Annotated in this window: 18 protein-coding genes; 7 read left to right on the top strand and 11 right to left on the bottom strand. The window is 45.1% G+C overall.

The genetic code is table 11. The features are described from left to right. Position 1: 1 nt before the first annotated feature. Positions 2-607 (top strand): dephospho-CoA kinase, encoded by a 606-nt coding sequence (gene coaE / locus N5J47_RS05870; protein WP_279961134.1) that lies wholly within the window; start codon positions 2-4, stop codon positions 605-607. On the opposite strand, the gene N5J47_RS05875 is transcribed toward coaE, so the two are convergent. From N5J47_RS05875 to N5J47_RS05885, 3 genes are all read right to left on the bottom strand, one after another. Beyond that, positions 604-1,515: a DMT family transporter gene (locus tag N5J47_RS05875; RefSeq protein WP_279961133.1), complete on the bottom strand. Its 912-nt coding sequence runs from the start codon at positions 1,513-1,515 to the stop codon at positions 604-606. The genes coaE and N5J47_RS05875 overlap by 4 nt on opposite strands. A 30-nt stretch (positions 1,516-1,545) precedes the next feature. Then, positions 1,546-2,295, bottom strand: a complete 750-nt coding sequence (gene rlmB, locus N5J47_RS05880; protein ID WP_267981480.1) for a 23S rRNA (guanosine(2251)-2'-O)-methyltransferase RlmB — start codon at positions 2,293-2,295, stop codon at positions 1,546-1,548. Positions 2,296-2,477: 182 nt separating this feature from the next. Continuing rightward, positions 2,478-2,804: a pyrimidine/purine nucleoside phosphorylase gene (locus N5J47_RS05885; RefSeq protein ID WP_004680708.1), complete on the bottom strand. Its 327-nt coding sequence runs from the start codon at positions 2,802-2,804 to the stop codon at positions 2,478-2,480. A gap of 229 nt (positions 2,805-3,033) precedes the next feature. Here N5J47_RS05885 and recN point away from each other — a divergent pair, with 229 nt between their 5' ends. The 3 genes from recN to ruvX all read left to right on the top strand — a co-directional run bounded on the left by recN (position 3,034) and on the right by ruvX (position 5,821). Continuing rightward, positions 3,034-4,695 (top strand): DNA repair protein RecN, encoded by a 1,662-nt coding sequence (recN, locus tag N5J47_RS05890; RefSeq protein WP_279961132.1) that lies wholly within the window; start codon positions 3,034-3,036, stop codon positions 4,693-4,695. A gap of 135 nt (positions 4,696-4,830) precedes the next feature. Further along, complete coding sequence (locus tag N5J47_RS05895; RefSeq protein WP_279961131.1) at positions 4,831-5,385, top strand: YqgE/AlgH family protein; 555 nt, start codon at positions 4,831-4,833, stop codon at positions 5,383-5,385. Continuing rightward, positions 5,378-5,821, top strand: coding sequence for a Holliday junction resolvase RuvX (gene ruvX / locus N5J47_RS05900; protein ID WP_279961130.1), 444 nt, complete (start codon positions 5,378-5,380; stop codon positions 5,819-5,821). Before N5J47_RS05895 ends, ruvX begins: the two co-directional genes overlap by 8 nt. Here the strand turns inward: ruvX and N5J47_RS05905 are convergent, their stop codons facing one another. The 3 genes from N5J47_RS05905 to N5J47_RS05915 form a co-directional block, all read right to left on the bottom strand. Beyond that, a complete protein-coding gene (locus tag N5J47_RS05905; RefSeq protein WP_279961129.1) occupies positions 5,822-6,823 on the bottom strand; it encodes an HlyD family secretion protein in 1,002 nt (333 codons plus the stop codon). Positions 6,824-6,886: 63 nt separating this feature from the next. Beyond that, positions 6,887-7,093 carry a DUF1656 domain-containing protein gene (locus tag N5J47_RS05910; RefSeq protein WP_279961128.1) on the bottom strand — a complete coding sequence of 69 codons (207 nt, stop codon included), beginning with the start codon at positions 7,091-7,093 and terminating at the stop codon, positions 6,887-6,889. Next, positions 7,086-9,179 carry an FUSC family protein gene (locus N5J47_RS05915; RefSeq protein WP_279961127.1) on the bottom strand — a complete coding sequence of 698 codons (2,094 nt, stop codon included), beginning with the start codon at positions 9,177-9,179 and terminating at the stop codon, positions 7,086-7,088. Before N5J47_RS05915 ends, N5J47_RS05910 begins: the two co-directional genes overlap by 8 nt. A gap of 428 nt (positions 9,180-9,607) precedes the next feature. On the opposite strand from N5J47_RS05915, the gene N5J47_RS05920 reads away from it, so the two are divergent. Then, positions 9,608-10,381: an IclR family transcriptional regulator C-terminal domain-containing protein gene (locus tag N5J47_RS05920; RefSeq protein WP_279961126.1), complete on the top strand. Its 774-nt coding sequence runs from the start codon at positions 9,608-9,610 to the stop codon at positions 10,379-10,381. A 235-nt stretch (positions 10,382-10,616) separates the two neighbouring features. On the opposite strand, the gene pgsA is transcribed toward N5J47_RS05920, so the two are convergent. The 5 genes from pgsA to lpxO form a co-directional block, all read right to left on the bottom strand. Continuing rightward, positions 10,617-11,204 (bottom strand): CDP-diacylglycerol--glycerol-3-phosphate 3-phosphatidyltransferase, encoded by a 588-nt coding sequence (pgsA, locus tag N5J47_RS05925; RefSeq protein WP_267981628.1) that lies wholly within the window; start codon positions 11,202-11,204, stop codon positions 10,617-10,619. Positions 11,205-11,359: 155 nt separating this feature from the next. Continuing rightward, complete coding sequence (locus N5J47_RS05930) at positions 11,360-12,157, bottom strand: thioesterase family protein (protein ID WP_267981489.1); 798 nt, start codon at positions 12,155-12,157, stop codon at positions 11,360-11,362. A 95-nt stretch (positions 12,158-12,252) separates the two neighbouring features. Then, positions 12,253-14,052, bottom strand: a complete 1,800-nt coding sequence (gene uvrC, locus N5J47_RS05935) for an excinuclease ABC subunit UvrC (protein ID WP_279961125.1) — start codon at positions 14,050-14,052, stop codon at positions 12,253-12,255. A gap of 107 nt (positions 14,053-14,159) precedes the next feature. Then, on the bottom strand, positions 14,160-15,026 hold the full coding sequence (locus N5J47_RS05940; protein WP_279961124.1) for a hypothetical protein: 867 nt from the start codon (positions 15,024-15,026) through the stop codon (positions 14,160-14,162). Positions 15,027-15,156: 130 nt separating this feature from the next. After that, positions 15,157-16,071: a lipid A hydroxylase LpxO gene (lpxO, locus tag N5J47_RS05945; RefSeq protein WP_279961123.1), complete on the bottom strand. Its 915-nt coding sequence runs from the start codon at positions 16,069-16,071 to the stop codon at positions 15,157-15,159. Positions 16,072-16,464: 393 nt separating this feature from the next. On the opposite strand from lpxO, the gene fadB reads away from it, so the two are divergent. Both fadB and fadA read left to right on the top strand, forming a co-directional pair. Continuing rightward, complete coding sequence (fadB, locus tag N5J47_RS05950) at positions 16,465-18,618, top strand: fatty acid oxidation complex subunit alpha FadB (protein ID WP_279961122.1); 2,154 nt, start codon at positions 16,465-16,467, stop codon at positions 18,616-18,618. Positions 18,619-18,630: 12 nt separating this feature from the next. Then, positions 18,631-19,803 carry an acetyl-CoA C-acyltransferase FadA gene (gene fadA, locus N5J47_RS05955; protein ID WP_267981496.1) on the top strand — a complete coding sequence of 391 codons (1,173 nt, stop codon included), beginning with the start codon at positions 18,631-18,633 and terminating at the stop codon, positions 19,801-19,803. The last annotated feature ends 32 nt before the right edge of the window (positions 19,804-19,835 follow it).

Raw genomic sequence — 19,835 nt, forward strand, 5'->3', positions numbered from 1 at the left:
TATGCGTTTTATCTTGGGCATTACAGGCGGGATTGGCAGTGGTAAGTCAGCAGCCACGCAATGGTTTGAATCCCAAGGTATTCGCGTCATTGATGCTGATGTTGTGGCAAGGGAAATTGTTGAACCAGGCCAGCCAACGCTACAGAAAATTCAACAGTTGTTTGGCGGCTGGGTAGTATTAGAAGATGGCAATCTAGACCGTCGAGCACTACGTGAACATATTTTTCAGTTCCCTGAGGCCCGCCAGAGTTTAGAGCAGATTACCCATCCCGCAATCCGCCAATCCATCATCCAGCAGTTACAGCAGACAGAAAGCCCCTACGTGATTCTGGTTTCACCCCTGCTCTTTGAAACCAACCAGCATGAACTGGTTCAACACACCCTGTTGATTGATGCAGATGAACAAACCCAGTTACAACGCGCCAGCCAGCGTGATGGGCAAACTGAAGAACAAATACGAAAGATTATTGCAGCTCAAATGCCCCGTACTCAAAAACAACAGCTCGCCAATGATATTGTACTGAACGATGGACTACTTGAACATCTGCACAAACAACTCAAACCATTGCACCTAAATTATTTACAGCGGGCTGAGCAGATCGGCTAATCCTGTTTCTGTTGAGACAGCTGGGCTGTTAATGCATCTTTACGGAACCAGCGCCATGGTTGTAACGCACCAATACCCATACCTACCAATCCACACATAATCGCTGGACTCAAAGGTTCATTTAACAGCGGTACAGCAATGACAGCAGCAATAAATGGCGCCAAGGTCACAATGCTTCCCGTTTTAAATGCACCCAAACGTTCAATTGCGGCAACATAGGTCAGGGTTGCAATAATCACCACCAAAACACCATGAAATACACCCTGTATCAGCAAATGGACAGGCTCTGCTTCCTGAAAATGTTTAGGAATAAACAGGATATAGATCGGTAAATAAATCAGTGCTGACCAAATCGCCACACTTGCCATCGAATGCCAGGCTGATAATTTCCATTGTTTTAACAATACAGTGAAGATGCCCCACCAAACTGCGCTCAGGAAAAAGAGAATATCGCCAAGGCCAAAAGCAGAAGCCTGCTCATGCAACATCAGGTAGCTCATCAGTGCCAGAGCACTCAACATAATGATGAGACTGAACCAGGTATGTTTGTCAAAAGGTTGTTTAAACAATAAATAAGCAGCTACGGCAGTACACAGTGGAATACAACCATTGAGAAAAATTGCGGCATGCGCTGCGGGTGCATGTAAAAAAGCAGTATAAACCGTTAGACAGTAGGCCAACCCACCACTTAAGGCCAAAATAATTGGACGGGGATGCCACAAGAATGCCAAATCTTTTTTATACACGAGCACAGGCATGAGAATGATAAAAGCAATCGCAAAACGCATTGCCACCAAGTCCCAGGCACTGACATGCCAGTGCAGATTTAAACGGGAGAGAATGGTAAAACCACCCCAGATGCACATGGTGATACAGACAAACAGATAGCCTTGCGTGCGAGCAGTCATTTTTAATTACATTGACGATAATTGTGTGAATTATACAGCATTACGCTGGCGGCATGCTTCATAAAGTGCCATCCCTGTCGCCACACTGACGTTTAAACTTTGTAAATCACCAGACATTGGAATATAAACGGTTTGGTCACATTGCGACTGGGTTATAGGCCTTAATCCTGTATCTTCCGCCCCCATCACAATCACCACTGGACCATTAAAATCACACTGTTGAATAGGCAATGCCTTTTCATCCAGCATTGTGCCAATCACACGGGTATGTGTTGTCTCTTTGAGATGTGCCAAAGTGCGAGCCAAATTGGTGACCTGAATAAACTTCACTTTCTCGGCCCCGCCCGCGGCAACTTTACGTGCTGTCGGGGTTAAACTTGCTGAACGGTCACGCGGCACAATCACGGCTTGCACCCCCATTGCCGCCGCAGTACGAATACAGGCTCCCAAATTATGTGGATCCGTCACCTGGTCCAATGCCAACAATAAGGCATCAGGTGATTGCTGCATCAACTGGTCCAGATCTTTTTCATTTAAGGTTGGATGTGGACGTACCGCCGCCACCACACCCTGATGAAATGGCAGACCTGCCAGTTTTTCCAGACTGTCTCGGCTGGCTTTCTGTACGCTAATTCCAAAAGGTTCAGCCAACTGCAAAATCTTTTGCAAACGCTGGTCATCACGCCCTTTTAAGGTGAATAAGGTCAAGACTCGTTCAGGCTCCAACTCCAGCAATGACTCCACTGAATGAACGCCATAATAATATTCAGGTTTAGCCATGAACGACCTCTTTAAGAAAGCGGAATATAAAAGGAGATTTCCTAAAAATAAAAATCCTGCAAAATGACTTTACAGGTGAGGAGCTGTTATAGCTCCGCAAGGGAACTTAATAAAAAATCCTGCAAAATGACTTTTACAGGATTTCCATTAAATCTAGTGTACCCGATTTAGACAGGAATAGGTTAGCCTTCTAAATGGCAAACGTAATCAAGGACTTCATCCGTCTCAATGTCAAACTTGCTATTTCCAGGCACATAGAAAGACTGTCCCGCACGGAACAATTCACTTTCAGTACTGTCAGCAATTTTAACCCGACATTCACCCGAAATGATTTCCATACGCTCTGGCACATGGGTCGCAAAGGTTAAAGGCTGTTCAGTGGGTAAAATCACACCTAAAGTCTTTTTTGTACCGTCTTCAAACTGTACTGTATGACTGATACATGCCCCACCAAAATACACATTCGATTTTTTGATGACCGTTACATGATCAAACTGCACTGAACTCATGCGTACTCTCCAAATAATGCCGCATTTATATTAGATTATGCTGGACGTAGTTTAATTGTGCCATCGCAACTAATCAATCCATTTCCTTATGCAAAACTAGCAATTTTTATTCCCATATTTAGTGCCTGTTGATTTTATTTTTTTAATATTGCCAAGCGTAATTCACTCTTGTCGCTACGATAAAACTTCTTTATCTTTAAGCAAAATATTCTGTGCATTGGATGCATTTATGCTCACCCATTTAACTTTAATTAATTTTGCACTTGCCGACCATCTGGCACTGGACATTGAACAGGGTTTCAATGTGCTGACTGGTGAAACTGGCGCAGGCAAATCGTTATTGTTAGATGCACTCTCCGCCTGTCTGGGGGAACGTACCGACACCAATTATGTACGCTATGGAGCGGACAAGGCCGATGTGACCGCTGTTTTTAGCTATAAACCCGATAGTGTAGAGGCTAAATGGTTGGCTGAGCATGAACTGGATGAGGATTCAGGTGAGATTCATTTAAGACGCGTGATTTTTGCCACTGGACGCAGCAAGGCCTGGATTAATGGCCGTCCAAGTAGCTTGGCTGAGCTCAAGGAGATTGGACGTTTATTGGTCCAGCTCTATAGCCAGCATAGCCAACAGCAGCTACTTGAACCACCTTACCCGAAACACTGGCTCGACCGTTATAGCAACTTTGCCGCTCCCGCCAATACGGTACGTGAGGCCTATGCGACATGGCAAAAAAATATTAGACAACATCAAGCCGCATTGGATGCACAAACCACCCGAATTCAAAGAATACAATCCCTTGAATCACAAATAGAAGAACTGGAAGATGTGATTCAAACCGATTACCGAGAGATTGAACAGGAATTTGACCGCCTTAGCCACCATGAGCACATTATGCAGGACTGTGGTTATGGCCTAAATGTGCTGGATGAGGCTGAGCAAAATATCACGCAGGAAATCGCCTCCATTATTCGTCGTTTAGAGTCGCATGCTGGTCGCAGTGAACAGCTTTCCAGTATCTACAATTCACTGTTAAATGCACAAAGTGAGATTGATGATGCCACCTCAAGCCTACGTCAGTTTATTGACCGTCAAAGCTTTGATCCTGAGCGCATGGAACAGCTCAATGCAACCCTGGAAATCTTTCACCGCCTTGCACGTAAATACCGTACCCAGCCTGAACTACTCAAACAGGAATATGAAACCTGGCAGCAGGAACTGGAGCAGCTACATCAACTGGAAGATCCTGAAACCTTGGCGGAACAGGTTGAAACCTCCTATCAGGAGTTTATGCAACAGGCACAGCATCTGGATGAAATCCGTCGTGAAGCTGCCATTCCATTGGCAAAACAGCTGACTGAGCAAGTCAAACCACTGGCATTACCAGAAGCATATTTTGAGTTTAAGTTTGAACCTCTGGAAGCAGCCAATGCCGAGGGTCTAAGTTTTATTCAACTCTTATTCACGGCCAACAAGGGTATTCCACCACAACCGCTGGCCCGTGTTGCATCAGGCGGTGAACTGTCACGTATCGCCCTGGTAATGCAGGTCATGAATGCTGAAAAAACCGAATCTGAAGTGTTGGTATTTGACGAAATCGATGTCGGGATCAGTGGTGGTACGGCTGAAGTGGTGGGGCGTTTATTGGCTGACCTGGCACAGCACGTACAGTTGCTTTGTATCACCCATCAGGCTCAGGTTGCAGCACAGTCTGACCAGCACTTGCTGGTGAAGAAACAACAGACCGACCCCGCTAGCAGCACCATCATTGAACTGGATGAAGAACAGCGTATTCTGGAGCTTGCCCGCATGTCTGGTGGTGTTGAAATTAGCGAAACCACCTTGCAGCACGCCAGACAGTTACGCCAGCTCAAATTCCAGTCAGCCTAGGTTCTACGACAAAATATCAGAAAATGATTGGCGAAATCCGATCAACTCTTGTATGTTGATAAAAACAACCTATTATTTAATCCCCCTAAATCCCCCTTTTTAAAGTGGGACCTGTTTTGATGGAGAACCGCCTAGGTGACGAAACAATATTTAACTCACCGTTGTCTTATCGCTCCACCAGACATGGCAGATGACTTCTTTGCAAACACAGTCATTTATGTTGCTCGTCATGATGAGGATGGTGCTCAGGGCATCGTGATTAATCGCCCATCAAACCTACAGATCAGGGAACTTCTCAACGATTTGGAGATCGATGCAGACAACGTACAGCCACATGCGGTTTTGCAGGGTGGCCCTTTACGTCCTGAAGCTGGCTTTGTGCTGCATACGGGCCAACCAACCTGGCACTCGTCGATTGCGGTTGGAGAGAATGTCTGTATCACCACCAGCAAGGATATTCTGGATGCGATTGCCCATAACGAAGGTGTGGGGCGTTACCAGATTGCGTTAGGCTATGCGAGCTGGAGCAAAAACCAGCTTGAGGAAGAAATTGCACGGGGTGACTGGCTAATCTGTGAATCCGACATGGACCTGATTTTCAACTTGCCTTATGACGACCGTTGGGATGCAGCCTATAAAAAAATTGGGGTAGACCGTATCTGGTTTGCTTCCGAGATTGGTCATGCCTGATATGCAAGCGTCCCAATCCATCATGGCTTTTGATTTTGGTACCCAAAAAATGGGGATGGCAATTGGTCAATCCACTATTGAAAGTGCCACTCCCCTGCCATTATTTGCCATGAAAGATGGTATTCCTGACTGGAATCAATTGTTAAAACTGGTCAGGGAATGGCAACCAAATCTGTTTTTGGTGGGTTTGCCATTGAATATGGATGAAACTGAGTCTGAACTGTCAGCGCGTGCGCGTAAGTTTGCACGGCGTTTACGCCATCAGACCAATATTGAAACATGGATGGTGGATGAACGTCTCACCACCCGTGAAGCAAGGCAAGAACTCGAATTTTATCAGGAACAAGGCCGAGCCAAACGTTTATCAGCGGATAGTTTTGCTGCTGCACTACTGATTCAAAGCTGGTATCGTGATCCTGCTGGGATTATACCTTGATCATTTTTCAATAATTCTAACCGTTGCTGTTCGTCCTGAAACAAAGGCCAACGGATTCTGTGGTTGCTCATCCAGCACAATTTTCACTGGCACACGCTGGGCCAAACGTACCCAGCTAAAGGTGGGATTCACATTTGCCAATAAATTGGAGCTACCTGAACGCTCACGATCTTCAATTCCCATTGCAATGCCCTGCACATGCCCACGAATTTTCTGGTGATCTCCCATGAGCTGTACTGTGGCCTGATCTCCCACATGAATACGATTGAGTTTGGTCTCCTCAAAATAACCCACCACATACAGTTGATGACGATCAAGCAAGGCCGCAACCGCCTGCCCCACTTTCACATAATTACCGACACGCAAATCAAAGTTCGATAAGGTACCATCCGCTGGTGCAACCACTTCTGAACGCTGTAAATTCAACTGCGCCAAATGTAGATTGCTATTGGCAACCTCAATCAGGGCCTGTTGCTGCTGAATAGCGGCATTGGCCTGCTCAATGCTTGCCACCAGTTGCTCTCGCTCGGCAATGGCCTGATCACGCGTTGCAAAAACCTGATCCTGTTCCTTTTTGGAAATCGCACCATCCATCAGGCTGGCATAGCGTGCCGCATTCTTTTCCGCCAATTTCATATTGGCTTCTGTCTTGACCAGACTGGCTTTGGCACCTGCCAGATTTGCATGTGCCTGAGCCAATCCTGCTTTGGCTTTAGCCAGATCAGACCTGGCCTGCTCAACATCAAGTGCCTGACGTGCAACATCAACCTTAAAAAGCACCTGCCCCTTTTTCACGGTCTGGTTGTCCTGTACCAGTACCTCTGTCACCAGACCATTGACATCAGAGGCAACCTGAACCACATCGCCACGCACACGTCCATCACGCGTCCACGGTGCGGCATTGTAGTAATTCCATAAATGCACCACCGCATAAACCGCAATGAAAACCGCCACCAGTAATACAATCGGACGTATGACTTTGCGCACATCAAATGCATTCATGTTGATCACCTTTCACACTTATTTCCAGCTTGTTCAATTTCATGAAGAATCTATTTAAAAACCTTATATCCACAACCAGACAAACAGCCCATGCACCAGCAATAGCAACCCCAGGTAGAAGCACAGATTGAAAATACTGGGCAGTGCAATCCAGCCTTTCACCACCAGACGGTCAATCAATGGACTCATGACCTTAAACAACACATAGGCAATAATGGCCTGCACCAATAAGATAGGAAAATAGATCCCATAAATATTCATTTCACCCATGTGACACACCTAAGCCATACATTTCCGAATACTGCTGTTCTGTTGAAATATGCCCAATACTTTTGCAAATATTGTTAAGGGAAATCAGCAACCGTTGACGCAATTGCCTATCTTCAATCTGTTCTGCAATGCCCTGTAAGACCTCTATCTGCTGCACAATCTGTATTGGAAAATGATTCAGCGAAAGCTGCGCCTCCTGTGATTGAAAGTATTCAGCAAGCTGCTGTTGCAATAGCTTGACGGCATACTGTAAATCATCGAATTGAGGCAACTTCTGGCTGATTTCCTGCAAACGCACCAAATCAATAATTGAACTACTCTCAATCAATGCATTCTGGATTGAGGTCTTGATCTCTGGATTCTGTACCATCTTGGTATTCAGCACCCCAACACGGTCCAGCATGCTGCGTAAATGAATCTTGAAGTCACTGCCATAGGACAGGTTAATTGCCTGACGCATGGCCTGGTAATGCAGGGCCAAAATTCGGGTCGCGCTGGTGTCGGGTGAAACGGCACGTACAAGGTCAATCACAATCAGTGAAACCAATACCCCCAGAATCATTGCAAATGAGCTGTCCAGATAGGACACTGCATCAATGGTGTATTTATTATGTAGATTCAGCCCCATCATGGTGTTAATTCCAAGCACCATGCCAATCGGCATCAGCATCTGATTGGCCATCATTGTGACAGCCACCAGAAATACTGGGAATAAAACCAAGGCCAGTTGCCAAAATGCCGTGATATGCGGAAATATCCCAAAGGCATATACAAACACCAGACCCGCTGAGACAATACTGCCCCAAATGAAAATCCGCAGTACAGGCACAGGATTGTCCAAAGCCGTTAGGATACAGGCGGTAATCGCACCCATCTGCGCCATCATAAAACCTGCTTTCCAGCCTGAAAGAATCCATGCGGCAGTGACAATAAAGGTAATCAAGACCGCACTGATTCCACCTCGAATCGCAATACCATGATCACGGTGCAAACTTGGATATTTGGTAGTCATCGCCGTGATTTCCGCTGGAATCTCTTTATTGCCTTGCTGAATCTGTTGCCACAGCAGCTTCACTGCCAGAATATTGGCAATAAAATGGCGCACATCCATCTTCAATGCAGCCAATACAATTTGCTGCTCAGGCGTTGCCATCAAGATCAGTTCGGCAAAATCCTGTTCAAACCTGTTTGGCAAGCCTTGCAAATCCATAGCCGTTAATGTTCGTTCCTGCTTTAAAAAAGCCAAGGCATCCTGACGAATTACGCTTAAATGTGGCGAAAGACTGGTCAGTTGCATTTGCTCAAGCTGTTTGACCCGCTGGGATAAGGCGACAAGGTTGGCAACCACCAGTGAAACCTGATGCAGCATTTCCTGCAACGGTTTGGTCATGCCTTTGAGTTCACCTTTTTCATAGGCTAGATGCACCGCCAAGGCATGGATATCCGAGGCATCACGGGTAATCACGGACAAAACCTGAGTGTAACTATCTGGCGACTCCTGAACCGTAACCAGCTTCTCAAAAGTACTTTCCAGATCATTCAGGGTTTTATTGACACGCTGCTTAATCATGGCACCCACATGAACAGGAAAGAATGTGGCGGAAACCACAGCGGTTGAAATGACCCCCACTGAAATTTCCAGTACACGGGCCAAGGCAATGTCAAAGATATTGTAAGTGTCCATATAGGTAATGGCGTTATAGACAATCATTGCGGTTGAGTATCCCGCCAGCATAAACACGTAACTGCGTGGTGTGCGGTCCAGCAATGAAACATATAAAGCAAAGCCAACCCATAAGGACAGCACAACGGTAAACAGCCACGGCGTATTAATAAAATGTGGTGTCAACAGCAAGGCAATCATTGCCCCTGCAAGCGTACCAATCAGGCGGTAGACACATTTTGAGGACACCATGCCTGAATAGGGATTGGCAATGATCATCACTGTTCCAATCGACCACATTGGATTAATCAAATCCAGCTCAAATGAGACAAACAGCGCCAGCATACCTGCCACAAATGTTTTGCAGGCAAAAATGAGGTCAAGTCGGCTCGGGCGAAAAGCCAACAACTGTTTAAATAACATGAACGTGTCTCAATTCAGGATCAGCCTACCGCCCCTATCATCTACCTCACATATAAATGTGACAACAGAATCAGCCAATCTGGAAACAGCCAGATTGCTTTGACAAGGTGAGAACTGATGATTTGGAGTGATGCACAATGATTGGAGTTTTTGCAGCGTGAGCCTAAAAATAATTATCCAATAAAGACATTGCACCGACAATTTTTTCAAAACCCAGCGCATTAGTCAAGATAAATTATCACCATTTGATAATATATAAATTTAATTTAGAATAATGCTTTTAAAACACCCTGATTTTCTCAGCAGAAGCATTAATTTAATCTTGCCTGCCGATCAAGTCCAAAAGTCCATATCCGACCTTAAATTTTTCTGTTATAAAGCAATAAAAGTTCGGTTTTAAGGTTATTTTAAGGAGTAGATGTCTCATCATGGCAATTTCGAGTTTTGGTAAAATTCTCACCGTGCTGGACTTGTTTTCAGTTTCACGCCCGATTATCAATGTCGATATCATTTGTGATGAGCTCGGTCTTTCCAAACCAACCGCCTACCGTTACCTCAAGGAACTGGTGTCGACTGATATGTTAAAGCGGATCAGTGGTACATCGGGTGACTACACTTTAGGTTCTAAAATTGCCGTTCTGGATTATATTTCACACAGTACCGACCCATTGGTGCAGATCAGCATCCCCTTTATGCGGGATATTGTGGAACGTACCGAACTGTGCTGCCTGCTGACCTACCTGAACCATGACTATTGCATCGACCTGCACCATGAAACCTTTAAGGAAGCGGAACTCATCTCATACGGCAGGGGCTGTCCGCGCCCTGTATATGTCGGAGCCTCTCCAAAAATCGTGATTGCCCATTTAACCAAGCAACGGATTCAGGCCTACTATCAACAGTTTACCCACGAACTATCTCAGGTTGGCTTTGCCCATAATGCTGATGAGTTTATGCAGCAGATGCGAAAAATCAAGAAACAGGGCTTCTATTTATCACAAGGTGAGATTGACCCGATGGTTTGTGGCCTTTCAGTGCCAATTCGTTTCTCAAGCAAGGAAGCACCCATTGCATTGACGTTGGTTGCCTCAAAGAACCGTTTTGACTTTCTAAATATTCAAAAGCTGATTGAAATCTTGCAAGGCAATGCCGCACAGATTGAGCATAAATTTGCCACCCTTTCTGAAAGTCATGGAAATTAAACCTGAGAATATTAAAAAATATTTACATTTTTATGCGTTGTAAATATCAACAAATTCTCATATGATGATTCTGTTCTTCAGCATACTTTCCCCAAAAGAGCATGACTTTTCCTTAGAGTTAGAGAACTAAGCTCATCGTTGTTATGGGCTTTTTTCTTGTCTGTTTTTTCTGAACAGATATAAAAAGGCCTTTCAAAAGAAAAGCCTTAATTTATATGGCAATACAGAAAAATAGTTAGGGCTGTTTCAGATAAGGCCATGCCGCTTTCATATAAATAAACATCGACCACAACGTCAAAATCACTGCCGCATAAAGCAAGGCATAGGCCCACATTTCCAATGGTTTCCAGTTCAATAGAAAGACACTGATCGCAATCATCTGGAAAGCGGTTTTATATTTACCCACAGTCGACACTGCCACACTGGTACGGGCACCCAGTTCCGCCATCCATTCACGTAGCGCAGACACGGTGATTTCACGGGAAATAATCACGATCGCCGCAAAAGCCATTGAAATGGTCGGTTGCCATTGCACCAGTACAATCAATGCCGCCGCAACCATCAACTTATCGGCAACAGGATCAAGGAAACGTCCAAAGGCAGAGGTTTGGTTGAGTGTTCTGGCCAGATAGCCATCAAACCAGTCAGTGATAGCCGCCAGCACAAATATGGCGGTCAATATCACATGACGCATCATTCCCCCATGATGCTCAGCAATCCCAATGGCAGGCGGCCAATATGCAATTGCCAAAAATACGGGAATAAGGGCAATACGCGCCAAAGTTAAAATATTAGGAATGTTCAGGATTCGCCCTGTGCTCATAAACACCGCCATGTTGTTCGCATCCAATACATATATTCGCTATAAGTATAGGATGTGCTGAGATTGTATCCATCTGTAAGCAACTTTATACGAAATACACCGCAGTGTCGATGAACACCCGTTTATATTTTAACTCATCCGATGCTACCATTAGTTCAGGCAAATACAGCCACTGTCTGTCTCAGCACAGCGATTAAACGGTTTTCACGGTCCCACAAGTAGGCATATTCGGTTGAATAGCCGTGTTCAGCAAACTCCGTCACCACCTTGTATTTAAACCAGTCCTGAACCTGATTGGCAATTGGATGCAGATAGGTAATCTGCCAGCTTAAGGAACTCGCAGGTGCTGGGGTTTTAAACATGGGCAACACCCCAGGTGGCCAAACGTCCATGAGTGCAAACAGGTCAGCCAACTGCATTTCACGGTTGTCGTGACGATGTGGTGCAAAACGACTCCAGCCACCAAAATCTGGCAGTTTACTTCCCGCCATTGGATAGCTTCCCTCAGCCCAACACAGTTCAAATTGCTGTAAACATTGTGGCATCAAGCCCTCAATATAGGCTGTTTTATCCAGTTGCTCAGGACTCGGATAATCAGGAACCTGTGGCAGGTTATGAACATTGATGCGGGATTCACGGGCTGAACCAAAACTTGCCACCAAAATACTTTGTACGGCATCTTCCTGCCACAAACGCACCTCAAGTGTTGTCACTGACTTGCCCTGCCGCAAAATCTCAGCCGTGAGTTTTGCCTGCCCCTCCTGTACAGGGCCAACAAAGGTCACGTTACAGCTTAATAACTGTTTTGCCGTATCCTGCACCACGCTCAGCGCCTTTTGAATGAGAAGCCCAGCAATCAGACCACCAAACACGGTGCGGCCCTGTAGCCAGCCTGATGGAATATCAACCCATTCCTGTTGTTCAACCTGTTGATACAGCGGAAGCAATGACATCATTTTTTCCTAAGCGTTAAAAAATTTATCTTTAAACGTTTTTGTACAGTTGTGAATGATCATTGACGCACCAGTCACTGAGCAATTTGGTCAATTTACTCATGCAGAATTTTATAAATTGTTCGTGCCATCACTTCTCCCAAGCCTGGCACCAGCATCAATTCTTTTTCCGAAGCTTTCAGTACACCCTGAATCCCACCAAAATGAGTTAAAAGATCACGACGGCGTTTAGGCCCCAACCCTGGAATGGCTTCCAGCACAGAGCTGCTACGGCGCTTGTCCCGTTTCGCCCGATGCTTGGTAATGGCAAAGCGGTGTGCCTCATCCCGAACCTGCTGGATCAAATGGAGTGCCTTGTGGTCTTCCGAAAGCTGAATCTTGGTGCCATCGGTAAAATGCAGTGTCTCCAAACCAGGCTTACGACCCTCACCCTTGGACACGCCGATCATAAAGGCATCAAGCTGAAGTTCCTGCATCACATCCATTGCCATATGCAGTTGCCCCTTACCGCCATCAATCAGGAGCAGATCAGGCAACATATTCTTTTTATAGCGGCGGATCAGTGCCTGGCGCATCGCAGCATAGTCATCGCCACCTGTAATATCCTGAATGGCAAACTGACGATAATCTCGCTTTCTCGCGCCGCCCTGATCAAACACCACACAGGAGGCAATCGGTGCCTCACCCATGGTATGACTAATGTCAAAACATTCAATTCGGTCAATGGGACGACCCACCACCTGCTCAAGCTGATAAAAGCGTTCAGTTAACTCCAAATGATTGCTGAGTTTGCCTTTAATCGCATGTTGCACATTCATCTGTGCCAGCTCTTGCCATTCTGCCCGTGTCTCACGCACTTTATATTTAATCTGCACCTTTTTATTAAAGGTTTGCTGCAAGGCCTCTTCAAGCTGTATTCGGTCAGGCACATCGACATTCACAATCAACTCAGTTGGCACCTCATCCGCCACCTGAAAATAGAAGTTGGCCATAAAATCACTGAGCATCTGGCCCAAGTCATCTCCCAACATATCAGGAAAATAACTTTTTCCGCCCAGCATACGTCCATTGCGCACATACATGATCTGGACGCAGGTTACGCCTGCCTGATGGGCAATCGCCAAAATATCCGCCTCACCCTTGATTTTAAATACTGCCTGCTGTGCCTGAACCTCACGCAGCAAGGCCAAACGGTCCCGATAGAACACTGCCTTTTCAAATTCCAGTGCTTCAGCCGCCTGTTCCATTTTTCCAATCAGTTCCTGATTCAGTTCTTTGGTATCTCCCTGTAGAAAACGGATTGAGTTATCAACATCTTCTTTATATTCTTCTGGGCTGATCAAACCTACACACGGCGCGGTACAGCGCTTAATCTGGTATTGCAGGCAGGGACGCTTGCGCTGGAAAAAATAGCTATTTTCACACTGGCGTACATTAAACAGTTTTTGCAGAATCAGTAAGGTATCCCTTGCGCTATAGGCACTTGGATAAGGCCCAAAAAACTTGCCGACCTGATGCTTGCCCTTGCCACGTCCACTGGCAATGCGGGGATAGGGCTTGTCTGCCGAGACAAAGATATAGACATAAGACTTATCATCGCGCAGCATAATGTTGTATGGGGGACGATGCAGTTTAATCAGATTTTGTTCAAGCAGTAGCGCTTCGGTTTCAGAACGGACAACCAATGTCTCGATATCATAGATACGGGCAACCAATGCCTGTGTTTTGGGATGTTCAATGGTTTTAACAAAGTAACTTGATACACGGTTTTTTAGGTTTTTTGCCTTGCCCACGTACAGCAACTCGCCATCCTTGCCCAGCATCTTATAGACACCTGGCAGTTGGGTCATGTGGGTCAGGATTTTTTCAATGTGTTCACGCGCGTTTGAATTCACAGCAGACTTTCATCATCAGTAATGTTTTGATGATGTAGCCTGAGTAGATGAATTTCAAGTCTGGTCAACTGAAATCCATCTTTCCGACATAGCTGGCAAGTATCGAATTAGAAAACCTTGTTCAGCACCTTATCCACACTCTTGAATGCAGTGTCATTAAAGAAGTCACAGGCCAGCACACTATTCGGTTGAGCATCATTCACCTCCTTTTGTGCATGTGCAAATCCCCAATACTCCTTGTTTTGATACAGTACACGTGTATCGGCCAGGTTCTGCGTATCACTTGGCTGGTAAACAGTCCAGCCTGCATTTTGCCAGGTTCCTGCACCTAAAACAGTGTTGTTGGTGCTGACATGGTCAAGGGCCTGGGTTGGATAAAACTCGATATAATCCTGAGTACTCAGTTGTACCTGTTTCTGCCAGCACACAGCATTGTTGGGGAACTTGTCTGTGGTTGCCACGGTTAAGCTTTTAATTAGGCCAAGTGTGGTGTCACCCACTTTCGTTGAGCGCTGAGCTTGTGTATAAAAATAGTCCAGATAATCCGCGATCTCCTGACCAGACAAATCAATCTTCTTCAACTGATAACTTAGCTTGAATGGCGTTTTGTTTCCAAAATTATAAGGTTCATATTCCAGCACTGTATCATTGAATATTGCATTGTCTCCAACCCAATATGCACCAGTGGTGTTCTGCGGCGGGGAAATCTGGGATAGCTCATCTTTGGTTAGGAAATTGCGGGTTGCTTCCGTTTGCAGTTTTGGTGCCTGAGAATAATTTACGATGAAATTTTTATCTTTATCGACCTGATAAGTTTTTTTCGTTAAATCATCTCCTGCCTTTGCAGTGGCAATATCATAACTAAAAAAAGAAGCCTTGCTGGATGGATCAACGATCTCATAAATTGCGTCATCTCCACCACCACACGCTGTAAGTCCAAGCACACCCATGCAAATCAATAGTTGTTTTTTCATTATCATTTCTCTTCATAAAAACCAGTCAGATTATCCTGAATTAGACCATCTGTTACAATCTGGTTAAACAAATTACTACTTATTTGCTGCATTAAAAAACGCCCTTTGGGGGCGTTTATCTTATTCTGGATTAAAAAACGTAAGGTCGAATAAAGATCAGGAAAAACAGTCCCAGCATGATGAACCATTTCAGGAAATAGTAAAGCTGACGATTTTTAGCCTTTAACGCTTTGGCCTTGATACGAATTTGATAAATATAGCCAAAAGCCTTGTTTAAACCACCTGTTTGGTCACCTGCCTCATTGGGTGAACTGGCTGCGGTCATGACACTTTTTCCAAACCAGTGGTTAAACTTTTCCATAAAATGGTTTTTTAATGGACGTTCCACATCAGCGAAAAAGATAATACGGTTCTGGTCAGTGGTATTTTCCGCATAGTGAATATAGGTTTCATCGAACACCACACTTTCACCGTCACGCCATGAATAACGCTCCCCATCAACATCAATAAAGCAGCGGTCATCATTGGGTGTTATTAAACCCAGATGGTAACGCAATGAGCCTGCATAGGGATCGCGGTGACGAACTAAACGACTATCTGGCGCAAGCTCGGTAAACATTGCCGCCTTAATGCTAGGTAATGTCTTTAATAAAGCTGTTGTTTTCGGGCAGAGTTCAGCCGCAGATGGATGTGCCGAGTCATACCATTTCAGGTAAAAGCGTTTCCAACCTGTTTTAAAGAAAGAGTTAAAACCCAAGTCATCATAGCTACTGGATGCCTTAATGCCACCCTTGTCATATAAGGCCTTGGCCTCATCACGAATCATTTCCCAGTTTTCATCCAGAACCTTTAGGTCCTTGAAATACTGGGTATCGATATACGGTTGGTTTGGCACTCTGGAAAAGAGGTACATTAAAAAATTAATGGGTGCGAGAATGGTTGAATGGTCAAAAAACTGACGATAAAATGAATGTTTCACTCTACCACGGCGCTGAATATACAACGCAGAAATGATAAATATCGCTAATATGATCCACTTAATCATAACTTACTCTATCTGCCCAGATGAAAACCCAATGTCAATTTGATCGCAAACTTTCCAAATTGCACACAAAAAATAAGTCGACTATTCTACCCAATTTAAGCACTTAAATACCAATTTGCCTTACTTAAATCGGACAAAAACGATATTCATTTTTTATCCCAACCCATCTTTAAAGAAAGTGGAACACACTTTTATCCCATTTTTATGGCCTAGCTGATTCACACAATCGATGAGTCACAACAAATTGATGACCCTCGCGTCACGGCTTGATACAACTTGTTATGTCCTTTTTGGATATAGTTATCGTAAGATTAGCGAAGCATTTTTGCGCCCTTTCAGGCGCATAAGCTTTATGACATCAACTTAGAATCCTCCACAACAAGGAGATCAGGCATGATCCACGCTGGCAATGCCATTACCGTCCAAATGCTTGCGGACGGAATTGCAGAATTCCGCTTTGACTTACAAGGTGAGTCGGTTAATAAATTTAACCGTGCAACCATTGAAGACTTCCAGGCAGCGATTGCTGCAGTTAAAGCCAATAACGACATTAAAGGCTTAGTTGTTACCTCTGGTAAATCAACATTTATCGTGGGTGCAGACATCACTGAATTTGGCGACAACTTCGCTGCAGGTGAACAGGCGATTGTTGACTGGCTTATGCCTGTCCATGAAATCTTCAACAGCTTTGAAGATTTAGACATTCCTAAAGTTGCTGCAATCAACGGCACAGCATTGGGTGGCGGTTTTGAAATGTGTCTGGTATGTGACTATCGTGTCATGTCAGAGCAGGCACAGGTGGGCTTACCAGAAATCAAACTTGGTATCTATCCTGGTTTTGGTGGCAGTGTACGTTTAAGCCGTTTAATCGGTATCGACAATGCCGTTGAATGGATGGCAATGGCGAATCCCAAGAAGCCTGCCGCTGCACTGAAAGATGGTGCTGTAGATGCGGTTGTTGCTGCTGACAAGCTACAGGACGCTGCGGTTGACTTGGTTAAGCAAGCGATTGCTGGCCGTTTTGACTGGAAAGCAAAACGTCAGGAAAAACTAGACGCAATCAAGCTGGACACATTGGAACAAATGATGGCGTTCAACACTGCGAAAGGTGCGGTACTTTCAAAGGCAAACCCGGCTCAATACCCTGCGCCAAAATTATTGCTTGATTCTTTACAGGCAGGCGCAAACTCAACACGTGATGACGCATTAAAAGCGGAAGCACAAGGTTTTGCCAAAGCAGCGATTACACCACAAGCAGGTGCATTGATCGGTTTATTCATCAATGACCAGGTAGTGAAGAAAACTGCCAAGAAATATGAAAAAGGTGCACACCCTGTAAACCAAGCAGCTGTTCTAGGTGCTGGTATCATGGGTGGTGGTATTGCTTACCAAGCGGCAAGCAAAGGCACTCCAATCATCATGAAAGACATTGGTAACCCACAACTTGCATTAGGTATGAAAGAAGCGAATGGCTTACTGACCAAGCAAGTTGAACGCAAGAAAATGAAACCTGCACAAATGGGTGAAACACTTGCCCGTATTCGTCCTACTTTAAGCTACGATGAGTTTAAAGAAGTGGATATCGTGATCGAAGCGGTAACTGAGAACCCTAAAGTTAAAGAAATCGTACTAGCAGACACTGAAAAGCATGTTCGTGAAAACACGATCATTGCATCTAACACATCGACGATCTCAATCACGCGTTTGGCGAAAGCATTACAACGTCCTGAAAACTTCGTAGGTATGCACTTCTTCAACCCAGTACACATGATGCCATTGGTTGAAGTGATTCGTGGTGAAAAGACTTCTGAAGAAGCGATTGCAACCACTGTTGTACTTGCCCAAAAAATGGGTAAAACACCAATCGTTGTCAACGATTGCCCAGGCTTCCTTGTGAACCGTGTATTGTTCCCTTACTTCGGTGCGTTCGATCTTCTTGTAAAAGACGGTGCGGACTTCCAGCAAGTTGACAATGTGATGGCGAAGTTTGGCTGGCCAATGGGTCCTGCCTACCTCATCGACGTTGTGGGTATCGACACAGGCGTTCATGGTGCAGAAGTCATGGCGGAAGGTTTCCCTGACCGTATGAAGCCAGACTACAAAGGCGCGATTGAAGCGATGTATGAAGCAAAACGTCTTGGTCAAAAGAACGATGTTGGTTTCTACCAATATGTGTTAGACAAGAAAGGTAAGAAAGCAAAAACTGTTGATCCAACAGCGTATGAAGTGATTGCACCTTTCGTAACTGGTGAAAAACGTGAGTTTGATAACCAGGAAATCATTGACCGCATGATGCTTGCTTTCTGTAACGAAACCGTTCGTTGCCTTGAAGACAACATCGTTGCAACTGCTTCTGAAGCAGATATGGCGATGATCATGGGTGTAGGTTTCCCTCCATTCCGTGGTGGTCCATGCCGTTACATCGACCAAACAGGTGTTGCTGAATATGTTGCGCTTTGCGACAAATATGCACACTTAGGTAAGGCTTATGAAGCGCCACAAATGTTGCGTGACATGGCTGCTAACAACACAAAATTCTACGGTTAAGGAGCGACGTGAATGGCTAATTTAAATCCACGTGACGTTGTGATTGTTGATGGCGTTCGTTCTGCTATGGGCAAATCACGTAACGGTATGTTCCGCAATGTACGTGCCGACAGTTTATCTGCTGAATTGGTTCGTGCCCTCGTTGCCCGTAACCAGTTTGACCCAAATGAAGTTGAAGACGTGATTTGGGGCTGTGTAAACCAGACTTTAGAGCAAGGTATGAACATTGCTCGTAACATTGGTTTACTTGCTGACCTACCTAAGACTGTTGCAGGTCAAACGGTTAACCGTCTTTGCGGTTCCTCTATGCAGGCGATCCACACCGCTGCTGCACAGATTGCAACCAACCAGGGTGATATCTTCATCATCGGTGGTGTAGAGCACATGGGCCACGTAGGTATGATGCACGGCATCGATCTAAACCCAGAAGCATCTAAACACTATGCCAAAGCATCTAACATGATGGGCTTAACCGCTGAAATGTTGGGTCGCATGAATGGCATTAGCCGTGAAGAACAGGACAAGTTTGGTGTTGAGTCTCACGTTCGCGCATGGGCAGCAACTCAGGAAGGTCGTTTTAAAAACGAAATCGTAGGCATCTTGGGTCATAACCAGGAAGGCTTCCTTGAGCTTTGCGATGTCGATGAAGTGATTCGTCCAGATGCAAACCTAGAAGCTTTTGCTGCATTGAAACCTGTATTTGACCCGAAAGGCGGTTCAGTTACTGCTGCAACATCTTCAGCTTTGTCTGATGGTGCTTCTGCAATGTTGTTGATGTCTGCTGAACGCGCTCAGGCACTTGGCTTAAAACCACGTGCTGTGATTCGTTCAATGGCTGTTGCAGGTTGTGATGCTGCGATCATGGGTTACGGTCCAGTTCCAGCAACTCAAAAAGCGCTTAAGCGTGCTGGTCTCAGCATGGCTGACATTCAAACCATCGAGTTGAATGAAGCGTTTGCCGCTCAAGGCCTGTCAGTAATGAAAGGCCTGGGTATCTATGACAAGCAAGACATCATCAACCATAACGGTGGTGCAATTGCATTAGGTCACCCATTGGGTTGTTCTGGTGCGCGTATCACAACAACATTGTTGAACGTGATGGAACAACAAGATACGCAAATTGGTCTTGCAACCATGTGTATCGGTCTTGGCCAAGGTATTGCGACTATTATCGAACGTGTTTAATTGACACTAAGATAGAAAAATCCCCGCATAAA

The organism is Acinetobacter sp. GD03645, assembly GCF_029845285.1.
GTDB lineage: Bacteria > Pseudomonadota > Gammaproteobacteria > Pseudomonadales > Moraxellaceae > Acinetobacter > Acinetobacter corruptisaponis.

Coding starts and splice junctions, on each gene's coding strand:
- coaE (WP_279961134.1), top strand. CDS start 2: ATGCGTTTTATCTTGGGCATTACAGGCGGGATTGGCAGTGGTAAGTCA.
- N5J47_RS05875 (WP_279961133.1), bottom strand. CDS start 1,515: ATGACTGCTCGCACGCAAGGCTATCTGTTTGTCTGTATCACCATGTGC.
- rlmB (WP_267981480.1), bottom strand. CDS start 2,295: ATGGCTAAACCTGAATATTATTATGGCGTTCATTCAGTGGAGTCATTG.
- N5J47_RS05885 (WP_004680708.1), bottom strand. CDS start 2,804: ATGAGTTCAGTGCAGTTTGATCATGTAACGGTCATCAAAAAATCGAAT.
- recN (WP_279961132.1), top strand. CDS start 3,034: ATGCTCACCCATTTAACTTTAATTAATTTTGCACTTGCCGACCATCTG.
- ruvX (WP_279961130.1), top strand. CDS start 5,378: ATGCCTGATATGCAAGCGTCCCAATCCATCATGGCTTTTGATTTTGGT.
- N5J47_RS05905 (WP_279961129.1), bottom strand. CDS start 6,823: ATGAATGCATTTGATGTGCGCAAAGTCATACGTCCGATTGTATTACTG.
- N5J47_RS05910 (WP_279961128.1), bottom strand. CDS start 7,093: ATGGGTGAAATGAATATTTATGGGATCTATTTTCCTATCTTATTGGTG.
- N5J47_RS05915 (WP_279961127.1), bottom strand. CDS start 9,179: ATGTTATTTAAACAGTTGTTGGCTTTTCGCCCGAGCCGACTTGACCTC.
- N5J47_RS05920 (WP_279961126.1), top strand. CDS start 9,608: ATGGCAATTTCGAGTTTTGGTAAAATTCTCACCGTGCTGGACTTGTTT.
- pgsA (WP_267981628.1), bottom strand. CDS start 11,204: ATGAGCACAGGGCGAATCCTGAACATTCCTAATATTTTAACTTTGGCG.
- N5J47_RS05930 (WP_267981489.1), bottom strand. CDS start 12,157: ATGTCATTGCTTCCGCTGTATCAACAGGTTGAACAACAGGAATGGGTT.
- N5J47_RS05940 (WP_279961124.1), bottom strand. CDS start 15,026: ATGAAAAAACAACTATTGATTTGCATGGGTGTGCTTGGACTTACAGCG.
- lpxO (WP_279961123.1), bottom strand. CDS start 16,071: ATGATTAAGTGGATCATATTAGCGATATTTATCATTTCTGCGTTGTAT.
- fadB (WP_279961122.1), top strand. CDS start 16,465: ATGATCCACGCTGGCAATGCCATTACCGTCCAAATGCTTGCGGACGGA.
- fadA (WP_267981496.1), top strand. CDS start 18,631: ATGGCTAATTTAAATCCACGTGACGTTGTGATTGTTGATGGCGTTCGT.